The organism is Polaribacter sejongensis, from assembly GCF_038024065.1.
GTDB classification, from domain to species: Bacteria; Bacteroidota; Bacteroidia; order Flavobacteriales; family Flavobacteriaceae; genus Polaribacter; species Polaribacter sejongensis.
Genome location: NZ_CP150667.1, coordinates 1,736,610 through 1,756,746, shown reverse-complemented (window position 1 = coordinate 1,756,746; position 20,137 = coordinate 1,736,610). Strand labels below are relative to the sequence as shown.

Here is a 20,137-nt window from a genome sequence, read left to right as displayed (position 1 = left end):
TTTTTAAAATTTATAAGCTAATCTTATTTGTATTCTTGGTATAAACTTAAAAGTATCAAGAGCTTCTTTTAAATTTTCTTTTTGGTTTGAAGTAGGTGAAAGTAAATTTGTTGCAGTTAATTCTACGTCTGGTGATGAAGTGAAATAAGTACCAAACTCAACACCAAAACCAAATCTTTTTTTAGGTACAGGTCTACCAAAACCAACCCCTAGATAAGGAGCTACGCCACTCCAAGTAACATCTGCGTTTATTTCACCAATATTTTCTTTGGTAATTGTAATATCTCCATATTTTACATCTTCTGTATACGTAATTAGAGCATTTGCATTTACTTTAGATAAAAGACCTAGACCGGTTGTTAATTTAAATGAAGAATTTTTAAATGGTAAATATTCAATTCCTAAATCTATTATGGAAGATTCTATCGTTGCAAGCAGGTCTACAACGTCATCTTTAATCTCTAGGTCTTCTTTTTCGAAGTCTTCTAATTTAAAAGTTTGCCAGACCACTTTTGCATTTAGTTTTGGGCTAACTTTTCTTGCATATTCTAATCCAAGACCAGGTGATCCAATAGAAATTGCAAATGCATTTTTCTTTTCAATTTCTTGTGATTGCCCTAGGAGACTAAAGCTAATAAGAAAAATGAATAATAGTTGTTTTTTTTTTTTTTTCATTTTCATCAATTTTAATTTGTTGTTTGTTGGACAAAATTAATATTTAATGAGAATGTTAAAATACCTACTTATAGGTATATTGACTCTTTAGTGGGGTTTTTGTGAATATTACAAAAATCCTCTCTTAAAAAAGTTGTAAATAGATTTTACATCAGCAGATAATGAGAATCTTATTTTTTCGGGATAAGCGTTCTGAGATATTTCCCATCCGTTGTTGGAATAAAGGGGAAAGTAAATTTCGAAGATCTCATGTACAAAGTTAAAACGGATTCCGTTTTCGTAGGCAAAGTACAGAGGTTGATTTTTATTTTTTAAGAAAGCGACATCATTATAAACCTCTATCCATCTCCACAAACCAATGCTAGAATTATTAGAAACCATAAATTGATTTGCAAATCTTGTAGGTAATACAGATTTAAAACCACCTTCGTTAATAATGTATTGTTGGCTAAAAAAACCAGAGCTTTCAGATCTTCCTAAATAATTTAATTGAAATAGGTAATCATTGCTTCTATCTAAGCCAAAACTAAAATAATCTCCTTCTGTTTTATTGTTAAAAAACACACCCGCAAAAAATCTAAAGTCTAATTGAGTATCTGTTGTTGTTAAGGTTCTAAATCTAAGATCTAATGTGGCTTTAGAAAACTTTTTAGCAAACTCTGTACTAAAGCTGTATCTAAACTCTTTTATAATATCTGGGTTAGAGTAATTGTAACTTAAGCTAAGAACACTGTAATTATCTTGGTCTGTTCTTATAGCATCAGGTGCAATTTCTTTATCTATATGAATTAATTTCGCTCTTAAATATTCTGATGAAATGTCTCTTAATGTTTTTCTCTTAAAAGTAATGTCTACATAGGGGGTAAGAGATTTATAAGATAAATTAGGTGCGTAATCAGAGGTGCCTCCAGCTAAACCGTAAGCGACTTTGTATATTTTTGTTTTTTCAAAAAATTGATTATAAAGTAAAGAGAAGCTCCCAATTACTGTATTACTTTTTGTAGCATAATATGGAGCTATTTTAAATTCAAAATTTCTTTTTATCAGCGGTTTGTTGTGTAGTTTTACTCCAAGAATCAAACCATTGTAAAAATTATAATTTACATCAGGTTGATAAAAAACTTGATTGTAATTAGGGCTGCTTATGTCTTTTAAAAATGAAAATTTTAGAGGTTTGTTCAGAATTTTTTTGTCAACTGTTTTCCAGTTATTCAAAGTGTTTAATTCTGGGTATAGGTTTTCATAATTCAATACAAAAGTGTCGTAGTCTCCTTTTTTAAACTTTACTGTTTTAGTACTGTCAACATCTGCTACCCATTTTTTTAATTTAATTTCTTCATCTTTTATTGCATAAATAGCTAAAGGAGTAGTAATATTTCTTTTATTTTTAATGGTTACAGAAATACTGTCTTTTTCTTTTTTTACGCTTTCAATCTTATGATCTATTTTTTTATTGGTCTTTATAAAATCATTAAAAAACCAATCTAAATCTTTAGTAGTCTTAGTAGACAGTAGTTTGTTGAAGTGATTACTTGAAGTAATTTTTAATTGGTTATCCTGATAAAATTCTTGAATTGTTTGGTTTAAGATACTATCACCTAAATATCCTTTTAAAAAACGAAAACCTAAGCCAGCTTTGTATTTACTAACAATTTTTCTATTAAAATTTGAAAGTGAGTCTGCAGAAGTATTTAATGCTTGATCTAAAAATTTACGGGCTGTAAATTGATATACAAAGGGGTATTTATCATTAAAATCTAATTTAGAAATATTAAATCCTTTTACAAGCCAAGAGTTAGAAACTTTACCTAGAAGTTTTACTTCTGGATAATATTCCTCTACATATTCGATCATTAAATAGTTTTGTATTCCGTCTATTAGCCAATAATCTTTTCTTTTGTTTAAGAGTAAGGTGTTTTCTATATACCTTTTTGTAAGTGCCTTAAACATTGTAACGTCCCATTTAAAAGTATCGGAAAATGGACGTAAGAAATTAGGTAATTGATTTAAACCATAGATTGGGTTTTTACTTTGGGTAGCTTTATCAATAAAAATTTCTACATGAGGATATTTTCCTAAATATTTTTGAATAAAAAGGATTTCTCTATTTAAGATACTTGTTGTTAAATTGTAATCTAATTCTTTAGAGAAAACATCTGTATGTACAGTAACTGTTTTTGTGTTATAGGTTTTTAGTTGTTGTGTTTTGTTGATTCCAACAATAACATCGGTTTTATTTTTTCCAACTAAATAGTAACTGTTTGTGTTTTCTTTTTTTGTTTTGTATTGATATAAATTAGATTCTACAATTAAATCTTTAGGCACATCGATTTCTATTTTAAAATCAGTCCCTTTTTCGTATAAATCATCTAAATTTAAATTACTCATTAATTGCCAACCATTGTCGTAAATAGCGGGTGTTAAATACCAATTTCTAAGATGATAACCTGTTTTTGTTTTACCATATTTTGTAAAACGAGCATTGGGTGTTTTTACAATATATGTTATTGATATAGTGATTTTTGAATTTGGATATAATGGTTTGTCAAGATCTATTTCTATGATGTCTGCTTGCTTGTCTAATTCTTTAAAATAGACATTTTCAAAATCTACAGAAAGACTTTTTATGGTAGATGAACCTAATTCTTGTGGTTTTGCAAAGTATAAATCTTTTCTAAAATCCTTAATAAAACGTTTAGACAATGGTGTTTTTCTGTCTCTGTAACTATTTGCCCAATTATGAAGGTAGACTTTAGTTAATATAGAGTCTGATGGGTTGTGAAAAACAATTTCTTGTTGAATTTTAAGCTCGTCTTTTTCAGTATCTAATTTAGATTTTATGCTGATAGAGTTCTGCTGCGAAAACACAAAACTGGATGCTAAGAAGCAAATTAGTACTATGTAATAACGATTTTTCAATTAAATCTTTATTGTGTTAAATAGGGTTTATATTATAATAGCCTATCTTACTAGAAAAAGACAGGCTATATAAAAGTGTAAATTAATATAATATTTTAGAAATTAGGCTTAAAATGATATTTATCGTAAAAATTATTAAGATGCTCAATAGCTTCCTCTGCAGTATCTACCAATCTAAAAAGGTCTAAATCCTTTTCACTAATATTTCCTTCTTCTAAAAGAGTGTTTTTTATCCAATCTAATAAACCTCCCCAGAATTTTGTTCCGACTAAAATAATAGGAAAACGACCAATTTTATGGGTTTGTATTAATGTAATCGCTTCAAAAAGCTCATCCATAGTACCAAAACCACCTGGCATTACTACAAAACCTTGCGAGTACTTTACAAACATTACTTTACGTACAAAGAAGTAATCAAAGTCTAAACTTTTCCCTTGATCAATCCAAGGATTGTCATGTTGTTCAAAAGGTAATTCAATATTTAAACCAACAGAACTTCCTTTTCCTCTATGAGCACCTTTATTTCCTGCTTCCATAATTCCTGGTCCACCACCAGTAATTACACCGTAACCATTACGAGTTAATTGAAAAGCAACTTCTTCAGCTAATTTATAATATGGATGATCTGGTTTTGTTCTTGCAGATCCAAAAATAGATACTGAAGGTCCAATTTTACTTAAACGCTCGTAACCATCTACAAACTCTGCCATTATTTTAAAAATAGCCCAAGAATCGTTTGTTTTTATCTCGTTCCAGGTTTTTGTTTGTAATTTTTCTTTTATTTTTCTATCATCACTTGTCATTATCTGTAATTTTTTAAAATTTATTTTTCTTTTTTCAAAAAAAAAGAAAGCTTGCTAAAATAGCTCTTTTTTAACATTACACGATGTTAAATGATTAAAATTTAATTCAATTCCTTTTTCAAAAATTTAGCAGTATAACTCGTTTTGTGTTCAGCAACTTCTTCCGGAGTTCCGGTACAAAGTATTTTTCCTCCTTTTTTTCCGCCTTCCATACCAACATCAATAATGTAATCAGCTAGTTTTACAACATCTAAATTGTGCTCTATAATTAGTACTGTATTTCCTTTATTGGCAAGTTTGTTTAAAACGTCCATTAAAACCCTAATATCTTCAAAATGAAGTCCGGTTGTTGGTTCATCTAAAATATAAAAAGTGTTTCCGGTATCTCTTTTAGATAATTCTGATGCTAATTTAATTCGTTGAGCCTCACCTCCAGAAAGTGTGGTAGATTGTTGCCCAAGTGTTATGTATCCAAGACCAACATCTTTTATGGTTTTTAATTTTCTGTGTATTTTTGGAATTAGTTCAAAGAAATCTGTAGCGTCTTCAATCGTCATATTTAAAACATCCGAAATAGATTTTCCTTTGTATCTAATCTCTAAAGTTTCTCTGTTGAATCTTTTTCCTTGGCAAGTTTCGCATTCTACTTGTACGTCTGGCAAAAAGTTCATTTCAATTACACGAACTCCACCACCTTGGCAAGTTTCACAACGTCCACCTTTTACATTAAAAGAAAAACGCCCCGGTTTGTAACCACGAATTGCAGCTTCTGGTGTTTTTGCAAATAAACTTCTAATTTCACCAAAAGTACCTGTATAGGTTGCAGGGTTAGAACGTGGAGTTCTACCAATAGGAGATTGATCGATGTCTATTACTTTATCTACATGCTCTAGACCTTCAATTTTTTTGTAAGGCATCGGTTTTTTGACACCTCTATATATATGAGCGTTTAAAATAGGGTATAAGGTTTCATTTATTAAAGTTGATTTTCCACTTCCAGAAACTCCAGTTACACATATCATTTTTCCGAGCGGAAATTCAACAGAAACATTTTTTAAATTGTTACCAGTTGCTCCTTTTAGTTTGATGAATTTTCCATTTCCTTCTCTACGTTTTTTTGGAACCGCAATTTCTTTTCTGCCTGTTATATAATCTGCCGTAAGTGTATTTTGCTTTTTTAAATCTTCAAAAGTTCCCGAGCTTACTATTTCACCACCATGTCTTCCTGCTCCAGGACCAATATCGAACACAAAATCTGCATGTTCCATCATGTCTTTATCGTGCTCTACAACTAAAACAGAATTACCTATATCTCGTAATTTTACTAAAGAGTCAATTAATTTCTGATTGTCTCGTTGATGCAATCCAATACTCGGTTCATCTAAAATATAAAGAACTCCAACTAATTGAGATCCAATTTGAGTTGCCAAACGAATTCTTTGTGCTTCTCCACCAGAAAGTGATTTAGAAGTTCTGTCTAAGGTTAAGTAATCTAAACCAACATCTAATAAAAACTGAATTCTAGTTCTAATTTCTTTTAAAATTTCAGCAGCAATAATTAGTTGTTTTTTTGATAAACTTTTCTCAATGTTTTTAAACCATTTTGCAAGTTCAGTAGCATCCATTTGTGCTAAGTCGCTAATGTTTTTATCAATAATTTTAAAATGAAGCGCTTCTTTTTTTAACCTTTTTCCACCGCAGGTAGAGCAAGAAACTTCATCCATAAAACCTTTTGCCCAACGTTTTATTGTCGTGCTTTCGGCGCTGTCATATTGGTTTTCTATAAAAGAAATAATTCCTTCAAAATCTATTTTGTAATTTCTAGTAACTCCGGCTGCTTTAGACTCAATTTCAAAAGATTCGTTTCCTCCATTTAAAATTACGTCCAATGCTTCTTTTGGAATACTTTTTATAGGGTCTGTTAATTTGAATTGATAACGTTCAGCAATATTTTCTATTTGTTTAAAAATCCAGCTACTTTTTTGTTCTCCAAGTGGAGTAATTCCTCCTTTTTGTATAGATATAGAGTTATCTGGAATTACTTTTTCTAAGTTAATTTCATTGGTAATTCCTAATCCACTACATTTATCACATGCGCCTTTTGGGGAATTAAAAGAAAAAGTATTAGGCTCCGGATTTGGATATGCAATTCCCGATGTTGGGCACATTAATTCTCTACTAAAATAACGAGGTTCATTGTCATCAATGTCAATAACCATCATAATGTTATTCCCAGAGTATAAAGCTGTTTTTATAGTTTCTTCTAAGCGTTTTTCTGCAGATTCATTAATCAGAAGTCTATCTATTACAACCTCAATATCATGCGTTTTATATCGGTCTAAACGCATTCCTTTTTCTATTTCTTTAATTTCTCCATCAACCCGAACACGTAAAAAACCTTGTTTAGAAATTTGTTCAAAAAGTTCTCTATAATGTCCTTTTCTAGATTTTACTAAAGGTGCTAAAACAGCAATTTTTTTATCAGAAAAATCGGTTAAAATAAGTTGTCTAATTTGTTCATCAGAATAACTTACCATTTTTTCTCCAGTATTATAAGAGTACGCATCTGCTGCTCTTGCAAATAATAGTCTTAAAAAATCGTAAATTTCGGTAATAGTACCAACCGTAGAACGCGGACTTTTATTAGTAGTTTTCTGCTCTATGGATATTACTGGTGAAAGTCCATCAATTTTATCAACATCTGGTCTTTCTAATCCACCTAAAAACTGACGTGCATACGCCGAAAAAGTTTCAATATATCGCCTTTGTCCTTCTGCATAAATAGTGTCAAAAGCTAAAGAAGATTTTCCACTTCCGCTTAAACCAGTTATTACAACTAGTTTTTCACGAGGGATTTTTACATCAATATTTTTTAAGTTATGGACTCTTGCTCCGTATACTTCTATATATTCTTGGTCTTTCAAATGAGATCTTTTTGGAAAAACGCAAAGTTAAAGAAACCAATTTTAATTTAAGGATGATTGTTTAACGCTTTTAATGTTAAACTTTTATAGAAAGATTGCTTTAAAAAGAACAGTAATTTAAAAAATGTTGTTATCAATTGATAAAATACTATATTGCATTTAAATTATTTGAACTTAAATGATAGATAATATTCGACATTTTTTTGAAAGAAATGGATTTCATGTTTCGTCAAGATTAGCAGACAGAATAGGGATGAGAGCATTAAATGTGCGTTTGTTTTTTATTTATGTTACTTTCTTTACGGTAGGTTTGTCTTTTGGTTTTTACTTAACATTAGCATTTTTATTTAAGCTAAAAGATACGGTGTACACTAAAAGAAGTTCTGTCTTTGATCTATAATATATGAAGATAGCTGTATTAGAATCTAAAATTAATAAAACTTTATTTTTAGTTATTGCTATAATTTCTTTAGGGACCATTGGGTATATGGTGCTTTCTAATTACTCTTTTATAGATGCATTGTATATGACGGTTATTACCGTTACTACTGTTGGTTTTGGAGAGTTGAGACCATTTTCTCCAGAAGAAAAAGTTTTTACAATATTTTTAATTTTAACCAGTATTACTATTTTTGGATACGCTGTTTCAGCTTTTTCAGAATATTTAGTTAGTGGAAGATTATTTGAACATTTTAAGCATAGAAAAGTGGAAAAGAAAATAGCAAGTTTAAAAGGACATACCATTGTTTGTGGATATGGAAGAAATGGAAAACAAGCAATTTTAAAATTAAAAAATTATAATAAAGACTTTGTAGTTGTTGAAAAAAGTAAAGAACGAATAGAAATTTTAGATGCAGCAGGAGTTTTAAATATAAGTGGAGACGCAACTCTAGATGAAACATTATTAAGAGCAGGCATAGAAAAAGCTTCCTATTTAATTACTGCTTTACCTTCGGATGCTAATAATCTGTTTGTAGTTTTAACGGTTAGTCAATTAAATAAAGAGTGCAAAGTAATAAGTAGGGCTTCTAACGAGTCTTCTTATAGTAAGCTAAAAATTGCAGGCGCAAGCAATGTAATTATGCCAGATAAATTAGGAGGAGACCACATGGCTTCTTTGGTTACTACTCCAGATGTTATTGAGTTTGTAGACAGGTTAACTATAGAAGGAGAAACTACTGCCAATTTAGAGGAAATAGCTGTAGATGATTTACCAGAAAAATATATAAATAAAACCTTGTTAGATTTAGATTTAAGAAAAAAAACGGGATGTACTGTTATTGGTTTTATAGATCCTAATAAAGAATACATTATAAACCCGGAAGCAGACTGTTTACTTATTAAAGGGTCTCATCTAATAGTCTTGGGGAGACCAAATCAAATAATTAAATTAAGAGAGTTGTTTTAGTTGATTAAGATTTCAAAAGAACGTTAAGCGTTTGTTGATTTTTTTTAACTAAAATAAAGCGCTAAGAAATATAAAATAAGAAATCTATTTATGGTTAAAGTTGTAATTACAGGGAGTAACGGGTTGTTAGGTCAATCTTTATTAAATTTATTACTTAAAGAAAAAGAAAATTACCAAGTTTTTGGATTTTCAAGAGGAGATAATAGAAGTGGAAGAAATGATTTTTCTTATGTTTCTATTGATATTACTGAAGAAGAAAAACTTAAAAAAGCATTATTAGAGCTTCAGCCAGATTTTATTATCAATACCGCAGCAATGACGCAAGTAGATGACTGTGAAAACCAAAAAGCAGCATGCGATTTGTTAAATGTAACGGTTGTAAAATGGTTGGCAGAAATATCAGAAGACCTAAATGCTCATTTAATTCATATTTCTACGGATTTTATTTTTGATGGAATAAAAGGAAACTATAAAGAAACTGATATTGCAAATCCATTAAGTTATTATGGATCTTCGAAATTAAAATCTGAAGAACTTTTATTAGAATCAAGTATCAATTACACCATATTAAGAACTATTTTGGTTTACGGTAAAGTGTTTGATATGAGTCGAAGTAATATTGTACTATGGGTTAGAGAGATGTTAGAAAAGGGTAAAGAAATTACTATTGTAGACGATCAATTTAGAACACCAACTTATGTAGAGGATTTAGCCTTAGCTTGTAAGGTCTCTATGGATAAAAAAGCAACAGGTATTTTTAATATCTCATCAAATGAATTATTAAGTGTTTATGAAATTGCACAACAAATAGCAGTTGCTTTTAATTTAGATAAAAACTTAATTAAACCGATATCTACATCCACTTTAAATCAGACAGCACCAAGACCTGCAAAAACTGGTTTTGATTTATCAAAAACAAATAAAGAATTAGAATTTTATCCAAAATCCTTTAAAGAAGATTTGCAAAGATTTAAAGAAATCTTAATATAAAATTTCTATTTATCCGCTAAAAGTTGTGAAAAGAGCAAATTTTTAGGATATTGCGACTTACTAATTGAAAAAACAATAATTTACATATTATGAAGAAACGAATCCTGTCAATGTTTTTATTGGCAATCCCCATGTTAACATTTGCACAAGAAAAAGGACTAGACCAACAAATCGATAAAGCTTTCGGTGATGCAACAGGTTGGTTTGTGAACCTTATTTTCTACCAAATTCCTTTTACAGATACAATTAGTATTTATTGGGTTTTATTTCCACTTGTTTTTGGGGCGCTTTATTTTACAGTTTACTTCAAATTTATAAATTTTAGAGGTTTTTTTACGTCTATAAACATTGTTAGAGGTAAATATGACGATTTAGAAGAAAGACAAAACCACAAAGTAGAGATTTCTAAATCGAAATTTACAGATGAAGAAGATAATCCAGACACTATAAGAATAGAAGGGCATGAAGGAGAAGTTTCACACTTTCAGGCATTAACGGCTGCATTGTCTGCAACTGTTGGTTTGGGTAACATTGCTGGAGTTGCAATTGCGGTTTCAATTGGTGGTGCAGGTGCTACTTTTTGGATGATTATTGCAGGTTTCTTAGGAATGGCATCTAAATTTGTAGAATGTACATTAGGTGTTAAATATAGAGATATAGAATCTGACGGAACCGTTTATGGTGGTCCGATGTATTATTTAACAAAAGGATTAAAAAATAAAACTTTAGGTAAAATATTAGCAGGTCTATTTGCAATATTTGTTATTGGAGGTTCTTTTGGAGGTGGAAACATGTTTCAAGTAAATCAAGCTTTTCAATTAGTAGAAAGTATTACAACTCCAGTTGGCGGTGTTTCTATTTTACATGGTAAAGGTTGGTTGTTCGGTTTGGTAATGGCTACGTTAGTAGGTATTGTTATTATTGGAGGAATTAAAAAAATAGCAAAAGTTACCGATAAAATTGTACCTTTTATGGTGGCGATTTATGTAGCAGCTTCGTTGTTTGTAATTTTTGCAAATTATACTATGATTGGTGATGCATTTTTACAAATATTTAATGGTGCATTTAGTCCAGAAGGAATTGCAGGTGGAGCAGTAGGAGTATTGGTGCAAGGATTTAGAAGAGCTTGTTTTTCAAATGAAGCTGGTATTGGTTCTGCTTCTATAGCGCATTCTGCTGTAAAAACAAAATTTGCCGCTAGTGAAGGTATGGTTGCTTTATTAGAACCATTTATAGATACTGTTGTGGTTTGTACAATGACGGCTTTAGTATTAATTATTACAGGTAACGTTGCGGCAGAAAATGCTTCGTTAAATGATGCGCAAGCAATATTATTAACTTCTGGTGCATTCGAATCTGCTATTTCTTGGTTTCCGTATGTGTTAACAGTTGCAGTTGTATTATTTGCATTTAGCTCTATGATTTCTTGGTCTTACTATGGTTTTCAAGGTTGGGTGTTTTTATTCGGAAGGTCTAAAAAAATGGAATATACATATAAAATAATTTTCTGTATATTCGTAGTAATTGGTGCGGCAGCAAGTTTAGGTTCTGTAATTGGTTTCTCTGATGCAATGGTTTTTGCAATGATGGTTCCAAATATGATCGGTTTAATTATTCTTGCGCCTAAAGTAAAAGAAGAACTAAATAAGTACATGGCTGCTATAAAGTCTAGGACAGAAGCATAAATCACTTTTTATGAAAATATTAAAATCCCATTTCTGGTATCACAAAAGCCAAAGAAATGGGATTTTCTTTTTAATCCTACTTATCCTTATCGTACAATCGGTAATTGTCTTTGGTAATTTTTCTTCGGATGACAAAATAGACATCAATTCTAAACAGGTTTTAGCATTTCATCAACAAATAGACAGTTTACGAACTATTGAAATAGAGAATAGAAAACCTAAAATTTATCCTTTTAATCCTAATTATATCACAGATAGTAAAGGAGAACAATTAGGCATGTCTATAAAAGAAATAGACAGGTTATTAACATTTAGAAAAACAAATAAATTTGTCAACTCTAAAATTGAGTTTCAGAAAGTAACCCTTATATCCGATTCATTATTAAATAAAATAGCACCGTATTTTAAGTTTCCAGATTGGGTTGTCAAACAAAATTCTAGCCCATCATCTTCAGGTAGAAATCAAACTTATTATAAAAAGAAGGAAAAGAAAGTATCTACTACAGATATCAATAAAGCAACTGCCCAGGATTTTAGAACTATAAGCGGAATCGGAGCCGCTTTCTCCGAGCGAATTGTAAACTATCGAACAAAACTACAAGGCTTTTCTATTGAAGATCAATTAAAGGAAGTTTGGGGATTAGATATAGAAGTTGCTAATAAAGTATTATCAAAATTTAAAATAGTTGAGAAACCAATTATCAATAAAATAAATGTAAATACAGCTTCATTTAAAGCGCTTTTAAAGAATCCTTACATAGATTATTCGTTGTGTAAAAAGATTTTTGAATACAGAGATGAAGTAGCTGAACTTCAAAATATTTCTGAATTAAAAAATATCATAGATTTTCCGTTAGATAAATATGATAGAATAGTCTTATATTTGATGGCTGAATAACAAACCACAAACACATTTATTGGCTTATGAGCAGTATGTATTTTACTGAAGAGCACGAAGCTTTCCGTGCAAGTTTTAAAGAGTTTTTGAAAAAAGAAGTAATTCCTCATATAGATAAATGGGAAAAAGAAGGTAGTATAGAACGTTTTATTTGGAAGAAATTCGGAGAAATGGGCTATTTCGGTTTAAATACTCCAGAAGAGTTCGGAGGCTTAAATTTAGATTTATTTTATACAGTTATCTTTTTAGAAGAATTGCAGAAAGTCAATTCAGGTGGTTTTGCGGCGGCAATGTGGGCGCACGAATATTTAGCCATGACACACTTAGCTAAAGAAGGTGATGATTTTATAAAAAATAAATATTTAACACCAAGTATAGAGGGAGATATGATTGGTTGTATGTGTATCACAGAACCATTTGGTGGGTCTGATGTTGCAGGTATGCGTTCTACAGCAATTAAGCAAGGAGATACATATATTTTAAACGGTTCTAAAACCTTTATTACAAACGGAGTTTATTCAGATTATTTAATTGTAGCTGCAAAAACAGATCCTTCAGATAAGTATAAAGGAATTAGCATTTTTGTGGTAGATAGAGCTTCAAAAGGACTTACAGCAACAAAGTTAGATAAGTTAGGTTGGAAAGCATCAGATACTGGAGAAATAGCATTTGATAATGTAGAAATTCCTGCAGAAAATTTATTAGGAGAAGAAGGAAAAGGATTTCCTTATATTATGCAGCATTTTGCTTTAGAAAGATTGGTAATGGGTGTAAATGCACATGCTAGAGCAGAATTCGCCCTAGAATATGCTTTAAATTATATGCAAGAACGAATTGCTTTTGGTAAGTCTTTAGATAAGTTTCAAGTATTAAGACATAAGATTGCAGAAATGGCAAGTAGAGTAGATATGTGTAAAGAATACAACTACTCAATTACAAAACGCCTTAATGACGGCCAATATGTGGTAAAAGAAGCAAGTATGTCTAAATTACTCTCTACAAAAATGGCAGATGAAGTTATTTACGATGCTTTACAAATGTTAGGCGGCTATGGTTATATGGAAGAGTACCCGATGGCACGTTTATTAAGAGATAGTAGATTAGGACCAATAGGAGGAGGGACTTCAGAAATCTTAAAAGAGATTATCGCAAAGATTGTAATTGATAAGAAAGAATATAAACCAGCAACATAAGGTTTCTAAAACCTTGTAGGTAGCAATTCAAAAATTTTAATTTTTGAATACACTGAACACTGAACACGGGCGTTACCTAAAGGTCGGGCTTTCACTACTCGCTTTTTTCGTGCCTCAAAAGAGCTCAAACAAGCCGTTCAATCCCTAACGCATATTGCTTATTTAAAATATATTGTAATAACTAATTGTCAATTCATAATTTGTAATTACATTTGCAGTCCAAAAAATAAAAATAATAGTTTAAATACTATTCTAAAATATAAAGAGACTATGAAGGGAGGTGCCAACTTATGTTAATTATACCAATTAAAGAAGGAGAGAATATCGATAGAGCTTTAAAGCGTTACAAGAGAAAATTCGATCGTACAAAAACGATGAAGAACTTGCGTGCTAGAAAGAACTTCACAAAACCTTCTGTAGCAAACAGAGCTCAAAGAATTAAAGCTTCTTACGTTCAGAGATTAAGAACACAAGAAGAAGTAGGTTAGAAATAACTTAATTCTAAGAAATAAAACCCGTATTGAATTTTCAATACGGGTTTTTTGTGTTCAATTTTTTGTAAATTTACTAACACTTAATAGCTAACAATTTGATTGATCCTTTTTTAGAATATTTGTCTTTTGAGAAAAAATACTCTGTACATACTATTACTGCTTATAAAAACGATTTAACCTCATTTAGAGACTTTTTAGAGACAGAGTATGATCAAGAAAGTTTATTAGAAGTGCATTATCCACAAATTAGAAGTTGGATTGTTTTTTTAGTAGATACTCAAATATCAAATAGAACCATTAATAGAAAGGTAAGTTCTTTAAAGTCTTTTTATAAATTTTTGCAAAAAACCAAACAGATAGAATTAAATCCGCTTTCTAAGCATAAAGCCTTAAAAACAGAAAAAAGAGTTCAGGTGCCTTTTACATCAAAAGAAATTAATGAGGTCATCAATCAAATAGAAAAAGAGGTAGATGTTACTTTTACTTCTATTAGAAACAAATTAATTGTCGAATTGTTTTATTCTACAGGTATTCGAAGAGCAGAGTTAATTAATATAAAAGAAAGAGACGTTAGTTTATCAGATAAAACGATAAAAGTATTGGGGAAAAGAAATAAAGAACGCTTTGTACCTTTATTAGGTACTGTTATTCAAACGTTAAAACAATATTTAAAATTTAAACAAGAATTTACAATTGGTTTAGATGAGCTTTTTATTACCGAAAAAGGAAATAAAATTTATGAAACTCTTGTTTACAGAATTATTAATACTTACTTTAGTCAAGTCTCTTCAAAGCAGAAAAAAAGCCCTCATATATTAAGGCATTCTTTTGCTACACATCTGTTAAATGAAGGAGCAGATATAAATTCAGTTAAAGAGTTGTTAGGGCATTCATCTTTAGCATCAACGCAAGTCTATACACAAAATAGTCTTGCAGTTATTAAAAAAGTATATAACCAGGCTCACCCTAAGAGTCATAAAACACAGTAAAATATGAAAGTATTCACGCAATCAGTTAATTTTAATGCAGATAAGGAACTTATAGCATATGTAGATGAAAAGGTTTTATCATTAACTAAATTTCACGATAAGATAGTTGACGCAGAAGTTTTTTTAAAAGTGATCAACACTAGCGATAAAGAAAATAAAGTTACAGAAGTTAAGATAAATATACCAGGAAGTGAGCTAATCATAAAAAGAGAGGCAAAAACCTTTGAAGAAGGCGTTAATGCTGCTGTTGACAATTTAAAAAGACAGTTAAAAAGGTCTAAAGAAAAGCTTCGAGACTCTGTTAATTCATAAAAATGAAAAAAAAAGTAAAAAAACTTTAAAAAAAGTTTTGAAAACTAAAATAACTTCGTACATTTGCAATCCGTTAGAAATAGCGGATTGTTTTTTGCATCAAAAGCCGATGTAGCTCAGCTGGCTAGAGCAGCTGATTTGTAATCAGCAGGTCGTGGGTTCGAGTCCCTCCATCGGCTCAAAAACAATAAAATTGCGAAAGCAGTTAAGTTCATTAAAATAGTAAATTAAAGGGGAGATACTCAAGCGGCCAACGAGGACGGACTGTAACTCCGTTGACTACGTCTTCGCAGGTTCGAATCCTGCTCTCCCCACAATTTACATATTAACGCGAAAGTAGCTCAGTTGGTAGAGCGTCAGCCTTCCAAGCTGAATGTCGCCGGTTCGAACCCGGTCTTTCGCTCAAGATTATCAACAGGCCGGTGTAGCTCAGTTGGTAGAGCGCATCCTTGGTAGGGATGAGGTCGTGAGTTCAAATCTCATCGCTGGCTCATTTAAAGGGTATTTTTTACACATTATATATATTTAAACTAAGAATTAAAATTAATAAACATGGCAAAGGCAACTTTCGATCGTTCAAAACCACACCTTAACATAGGTACTATTGGACACGTAGATCACGGTAAAACAACTTTAACTGCTGCTATTACTAAAGTATTAGCTGATGCAGGATTTTCTGAAGCAAAATCTTTCGATCAGATTGATAATGCACCAGAAGAAAAAGAAAGAGGTATTACAATTAACACTTCTCACGTAGAGTATCAAACAGCTAATCGTCACTACGCGCACGTTGACTGTCCAGGTCACGCGGATTACGTAAAGAACATGGTAACTGGTGCTGCTCAAATGGATGGTGCTATTTTAGTTGTTGCTGCGACGGATGGACCAATGCCTCAAACTAGAGAGCATATCTTATTAGGTCGTCAGGTTGGTATTCCTCGTATGGTTGTATTCATGAATAAAGTGGATATGGTTGATGATGAAGAATTAATCGAATTAGTAGATATGGAAGTAAGAGAATTACTTTCTTTCTATGAATATGATGGTGATAATGGACCAGTAATTGCTGGATCTGCATTAGGTGCACTTAACGGTGAGCAAAAATGGGTTGATACTGTTTTAGAATTAATGGAAGCAGTTGATGCTTGGATTGAAGAGCCTTTAAGAGAAGTTGATAAAGATTTCTTAATGCCAGTTGAGGATGTATTCTCTATTACTGGACGTGGTACTGTTGCAACTGGTCGTATTGAGACTGGTATTGCTAATACAGGAGATGTTGTAGATATTATTGGTATGGGAGCTGAGAAAATGACTTCTACTATTACTGGTATTGAAATGTTCCGTCAAATCTTAGATAGAGGTGAGGCTGGAGATAATGCAGGTATCTTATTAAGAGGTATTGCAAAAGAAGATATAAAAAGAGGAATGGTAATCTGTAAGCCAGGTTCTGTAACTCCTCATGGTAAATTTAAGGCAGAAGTTTATGTTCTTAAAAAAGAAGAAGGTGGACGTCATACTCCATTCCATAACAACTATCGTCCTCAGTTCTATGTAAGAACTACAGATGTTACAGGTACAATTAATTTACCTGATGGTGTTGAAATGGTTATGCCAGGAGATAACTTAACTATTACAGTAGATTTAATCCAACCAATTGCATTAAATATTGGTTTACGTTTTGCAATCCGTGAGGGTGGTAGAACTGTAGGAGCAGGTCAGGTTACTGAATTATTAGACTAAGATTTATTAGTTTTAATAAATAAATTCTAAGGGTGTTCCGTTTTTAACGGAACGCCTTTAATATTGAATTAAAATACGGGCGTAGTTCAGCGGTAGAGCACTGGTCTCCAAAACCAGCTGTCGGGAGTTCGAATCTCTCCGCCCGTGCAATTAAAAATAAGAAAAATGAACTTTATACAATACATCAAAGATTCTTTTGACGAATTAAGCAATCACATGACGTGGGTAACTAAAGAAGAAGCTCAAAAAACTACAGTAACTGTTGCTGTTTTTACGATTGTATTTGCTTTAGCTGTAGCTGGTATAGATTATGTTTTTCAAACAGGATTAGATAACTTTTTTGGAATGTTTAAATCTAACTAATTATGGCAGCTGATTCAGTAATGAAGTGGTATGTTGTTAGAGCCATTGGAGGACAAGAAAATAAAGTAAAAGCTTACATAGAAACAGAAATTTCTAGAGTAGGATTATCAGATTATGTTAGTCAGGTAATTGTACCAACTGAAAAAGTTATTCAGATTAGAAATGGAAAAAAAGTAAACAGAGAAAGAGTTTATTTCCCTGGTTACATTATGGTTGAAGCGAATCTATCTGGAGAAGTTCCTCACGTAATTAAAGGTATAACAGGTGTTATTGGGTTTTTAGGAGAAGTTAAAGGTGGTGAGCCGGTTCCTATGCGTAAATCTGAAGTTAACAGAATGTTAGGTAAAGTTGATGAACTATCAATACAAGATGAAAATATTGCAATTCCTTTTAATATCGGTGAAACTGTAAAAGTTGTAGATGGTCCTTTTAATGGATTTGACGGAACTATAGAGAAAGTGAATGAAGAAAAGCGTAAGCTTGAGGTAATGGTGAAAATATTCGGAAGAAAAACACCATTAGAATTAAGTTATATGCAAGTAGAAAAAATATAATTGTTACACAAATATATATTGATATCGATTTATTTTTTGGCTTCCAACTTAAAATAAATCATTAAACATTTTTAAAATGGCAAAAGAAGTTAGTAAAGTAGTTAAGTTACAAGTAAAGGGAGGCGCAGCGAATCCATCGCCGCCGGTTGGACCTGCTTTAGGAGCTGCTGGTGTTAACATTATGGAGTTCTGTAAACAGTTTAATGCAAGAACGCAAGACAAACAAGGTAAAGTTTTACCTGTTGTTATTACTGTTTTTAAAGATAAATCATTCGATTTTCTTGTTAAGACTCCTCCTGCAGCAGTTCAGTTACTAGAAGCAGCCAAAATTAAAAAAGGTTCAGGAGAACCAAACAGAAAGAAAGTAGCATCAGTTACTTGGGATCAAATTCAAATTATTGCAGAAGACAAAATGGTAGATTTAAATGCCTTTGAAATTTCTTCAGCAATGCGAATGATTGCAGGTACGGCTCGTTCTATGGGATTAACAGTAAAAGGTAATGCACCAGCATAAACTTTATAAAAAGTAGTAAAATGGCAAAATTAACAAAAAAGCAAAAAGAAGCTCACGCAAAGTTAGACAGCTCTAAATCTTATGATTTAGCAGCGGCTTCAGCGCTAGTCAAAGACATTACTAATGTAAAGTTTGATGCATCAGTAGATTTAGCAATACGTTTAGGAGTTGATCCTCGTAAAGCTAATCAAATGGTTCGTGGTGTAGTAACATTACCTCACGGAACAGGAAAAGATGTAAAAGTTTTAGCATTAGTAACTCCAGATAAAGAAGCAGAAGCTACAGCAGCAGGTGCAGATTATGTTGGATTAGATGAATACCTTCAGAAAATTAAAGGAGGTTGGACAGATGTAGACGTAATTATTACCATGCCAAGTGTAATGGGGAAATTAGGTCCTTTAGGAAGAATTTTAGGTCCTAGAGGTTTAATGCCAAACCCAAAGACTGGTACAGTAACAATGGATGTTGCAAAAGCTGTTACAGATGTAAAAGCTGGTAAAATCGATTTTAAAGTTGATAAAACTGGTATCGTTCATGCTGCAATTGGAAAAGTATCTTTTGATGCAAAGAAAATTGAGGAAAATGCAAACGAATTAATACAAACTATTATTAAATTGAAACCAACAACTGCAAAAGGAACGTATGTAAAAAGCGTTTTTATGTCTAGTACTATGAGTCCTAGTATTGCTGTTGAGGTGAAAGCTGTTTAATACGTTAAAACTTATAATTATGACTAGAGAAGAGAAATCACAAGTAATACAAGATTTAACAGCAGTATTAGCAGATACAAATACGTTATATTTAGCAGATATTTCTGGGTTAAATGCACAAACTACCTCTAATTTACGTAGAGCTTGTTTTAAAGCAGGGATTCAGTTATCAGTTGTTAAAAACACATTACTTGCAAAAGCAATGGAAGCTTCAGATAAAGAATTTGGAGACTTACCAACAGTATTAAAAGGTAATACATCAATGATGATTTCTGAAGCAGCTAATGCTCCAGCTAAATTAATCAAAGAATTCAGAAAGAAAGGCACTATTCCTTTGTTAAAAGGAGCATTTGCAGAAGAATCTGTTTACATTGGTGATGATCAATTAGATGCTTTAGTAGATATTAAATCTAGAGAAGAGCTTATTGGTGAAATCATTGGATTATTACAGTCTCCAGCTAAAAATGTTATTTCAGCATTACAATCTGGTGGACAAACAATTTCAGGTATTCTTAAGACTTTATCTGAAAAATAAGTACGCGCACAAATAAACTATAATAAACAAAATTTTTAAAAACAATTAAAATGGCAGAATTAAAAGATTTCGCAGAGCAATTAGTTAACTTAACAGTAAAAGAAGTTAATGAATTAGCTACTATTTTAAAAGATGAATATGGTATTGAGCCAGCAGCAGCAGCAGTAGCAGTAGCAGGTCCAGCAGCAGCAGGAGAAGATGCAGCAGATGAACAAACTGAATTTGATGTTATTTTAAAAGCAGCAGGTTCTTCTAAATTAGCAGTTGTAAAATTAGTTAAAGAATTAACTGGTTTAGGATTAAAAGAAGCTAAAGGTATCGTAGATAGCGCACCAGCAGCAGTAAAAGAAGGTATCTCTAAAGATGAGGCTGAAGGTCTTAAAAAATCTTTAGAAGAAGCTGGAGCTGAGGTAGAGCTTAAGTAAGCATTT

The 20,137-nt window shown here is 31.5% G+C and carries 20 protein-coding genes and 5 tRNA genes; 21 read left to right on the top strand and 4 right to left on the bottom strand.

Features of this window, described 5'->3' with window-relative positions; genetic code table 11:
• Positions 1–3: 3 nt before the first annotated feature.
• The 4 genes from WHD08_RS07220 to uvrA all read right to left on the bottom strand — a co-directional run bounded on the left by WHD08_RS07220 (position 4) and on the right by uvrA (position 7,321).
• Positions 4–675 (bottom strand): hypothetical protein, encoded by a 672-nt coding sequence (locus WHD08_RS07220; RefSeq protein ID WP_208888704.1) that lies wholly within the window; start codon positions 673–675, stop codon positions 4–6.
• 108 nt (positions 676–783) lie between these two features.
• Positions 784–3,543: an aminopeptidase gene (locus WHD08_RS07215; protein ID WP_244183227.1), complete on the bottom strand. Its 2,760-nt coding sequence runs from the start codon at positions 3,541–3,543 to the stop codon at positions 784–786.
• A gap of 146 nt (positions 3,544–3,689) precedes the next feature.
• Positions 3,690–4,397, bottom strand: coding sequence for a TIGR00730 family Rossman fold protein (locus tag WHD08_RS07210; RefSeq protein ID WP_208888706.1), 708 nt, complete (start codon positions 4,395–4,397; stop codon positions 3,690–3,692).
• A gap of 101 nt (positions 4,398–4,498) precedes the next feature.
• The gene (gene uvrA / locus WHD08_RS07205) at positions 4,499–7,321 is read right to left on the bottom strand and encodes an excinuclease ABC subunit UvrA (protein ID WP_208888707.1); all 2,823 of its coding nucleotides are present in this window, start codon (positions 7,319–7,321) and stop codon (positions 4,499–4,501) included.
• A gap of 178 nt (positions 7,322–7,499) precedes the next feature.
• Here uvrA and WHD08_RS07200 point away from each other — a divergent pair, with 178 nt between their 5' ends.
• The 21 genes from WHD08_RS07200 (at position 7,500) to rplL (ending at position 20,131) form a co-directional block, all read left to right on the top strand.
• Positions 7,500–7,721 carry a PspC domain-containing protein gene (locus tag WHD08_RS07200; RefSeq protein ID WP_165732794.1) on the top strand — a complete coding sequence of 74 codons (222 nt, stop codon included), beginning with the start codon at positions 7,500–7,502 and terminating at the stop codon, positions 7,719–7,721.
• A 3-nt stretch (positions 7,722–7,724) separates the two neighbouring features.
• Positions 7,725–8,729 carry a potassium channel family protein gene (locus WHD08_RS07195; protein WP_208888708.1) on the top strand — a complete coding sequence of 335 codons (1,005 nt, stop codon included), beginning with the start codon at positions 7,725–7,727 and terminating at the stop codon, positions 8,727–8,729.
• A gap of 90 nt (positions 8,730–8,819) precedes the next feature.
• Positions 8,820–9,719 carry an SDR family oxidoreductase gene (locus WHD08_RS07190; protein WP_208888709.1) on the top strand — a complete coding sequence of 300 codons (900 nt, stop codon included), beginning with the start codon at positions 8,820–8,822 and terminating at the stop codon, positions 9,717–9,719.
• Positions 9,720–9,808: 89 nt separating this feature from the next.
• Positions 9,809–11,404 (top strand): alanine/glycine:cation symporter family protein, encoded by a 1,596-nt coding sequence (locus WHD08_RS07185; protein WP_165732791.1) that lies wholly within the window; start codon positions 9,809–9,811, stop codon positions 11,402–11,404.
• A 10-nt stretch (positions 11,405–11,414) separates the two neighbouring features.
• Entirely contained in the window at positions 11,415–12,302 is an 888-nt protein-coding gene (locus WHD08_RS07180) for a helix-hairpin-helix domain-containing protein (protein WP_208888710.1), read from the top strand.
• A gap of 26 nt (positions 12,303–12,328) precedes the next feature.
• Positions 12,329–13,495, top strand: coding sequence for an acyl-CoA dehydrogenase family protein (locus tag WHD08_RS07175; RefSeq protein ID WP_208888711.1), 1,167 nt, complete (start codon positions 12,329–12,331; stop codon positions 13,493–13,495).
• A gap of 290 nt (positions 13,496–13,785) precedes the next feature.
• Positions 13,786–13,983, top strand: coding sequence for a 30S ribosomal protein S21 (gene rpsU / locus WHD08_RS07170; RefSeq protein ID WP_036822200.1), 198 nt, complete (start codon positions 13,786–13,788; stop codon positions 13,981–13,983).
• Positions 13,984–14,084: 101 nt separating this feature from the next.
• Positions 14,085–14,978, top strand: a complete 894-nt coding sequence (locus WHD08_RS07165; protein WP_165732788.1) for a tyrosine-type recombinase/integrase — start codon at positions 14,085–14,087, stop codon at positions 14,976–14,978.
• A 3-nt stretch (positions 14,979–14,981) separates the two neighbouring features.
• Positions 14,982–15,290, top strand: coding sequence for a ribosome hibernation-promoting factor, HPF/YfiA family (hpf, locus tag WHD08_RS07160; protein ID WP_165732787.1), 309 nt, complete (start codon positions 14,982–14,984; stop codon positions 15,288–15,290).
• Between the two features lie 105 nt (positions 15,291–15,395).
• Positions 15,396–15,469 (top strand) — tRNA-Thr (locus tag WHD08_RS07155).
• Between the two features lie 53 nt (positions 15,470–15,522).
• Positions 15,523–15,604, top strand: a tRNA-Tyr gene (locus WHD08_RS07150).
• A 16-nt stretch (positions 15,605–15,620) separates the two neighbouring features.
• A tRNA-Gly gene (locus WHD08_RS07145) sits at positions 15,621–15,693 on the top strand.
• A gap of 15 nt (positions 15,694–15,708) precedes the next feature.
• Positions 15,709–15,781 (top strand) — tRNA-Thr (locus WHD08_RS07140).
• A 61-nt stretch (positions 15,782–15,842) separates the two neighbouring features.
• Positions 15,843–17,030 carry an elongation factor Tu gene (tuf, locus tag WHD08_RS07135; protein ID WP_165732786.1) on the top strand — a complete coding sequence of 396 codons (1,188 nt, stop codon included), beginning with the start codon at positions 15,843–15,845 and terminating at the stop codon, positions 17,028–17,030.
• A 75-nt stretch (positions 17,031–17,105) separates the two neighbouring features.
• Positions 17,106–17,177: transfer RNA gene (locus WHD08_RS07130), tRNA-Trp, on the top strand.
• A gap of 18 nt (positions 17,178–17,195) precedes the next feature.
• Positions 17,196–17,393 (top strand): preprotein translocase subunit SecE, encoded by a 198-nt coding sequence (secE, locus tag WHD08_RS07125; protein WP_068450831.1) that lies wholly within the window; start codon positions 17,196–17,198, stop codon positions 17,391–17,393.
• A 2-nt stretch (positions 17,394–17,395) separates the two neighbouring features.
• The gene (gene nusG, locus WHD08_RS07120; protein ID WP_068450834.1) at positions 17,396–17,947 is read left to right on the top strand and encodes a transcription termination/antitermination protein NusG; all 552 of its coding nucleotides are present in this window, start codon (positions 17,396–17,398) and stop codon (positions 17,945–17,947) included.
• A gap of 76 nt (positions 17,948–18,023) precedes the next feature.
• Positions 18,024–18,461 carry a 50S ribosomal protein L11 gene (gene rplK, locus WHD08_RS07115; RefSeq protein ID WP_165732785.1) on the top strand — a complete coding sequence of 146 codons (438 nt, stop codon included), beginning with the start codon at positions 18,024–18,026 and terminating at the stop codon, positions 18,459–18,461.
• Positions 18,462–18,481: 20 nt separating this feature from the next.
• Positions 18,482–19,171 (top strand): 50S ribosomal protein L1, encoded by a 690-nt coding sequence (gene rplA / locus WHD08_RS07110; RefSeq protein ID WP_165732784.1) that lies wholly within the window; start codon positions 18,482–18,484, stop codon positions 19,169–19,171.
• A 19-nt stretch (positions 19,172–19,190) separates the two neighbouring features.
• Positions 19,191–19,706, top strand: a complete 516-nt coding sequence (rplJ, locus tag WHD08_RS07105) for a 50S ribosomal protein L10 (RefSeq protein WP_165732783.1) — start codon at positions 19,191–19,193, stop codon at positions 19,704–19,706.
• A gap of 50 nt (positions 19,707–19,756) precedes the next feature.
• Positions 19,757–20,131: a 50S ribosomal protein L7/L12 gene (gene rplL, locus WHD08_RS07100; protein ID WP_165732782.1), complete on the top strand. Its 375-nt coding sequence runs from the start codon at positions 19,757–19,759 to the stop codon at positions 20,129–20,131.
• The last annotated feature ends 6 nt before the right edge of the window (positions 20,132–20,137 follow it).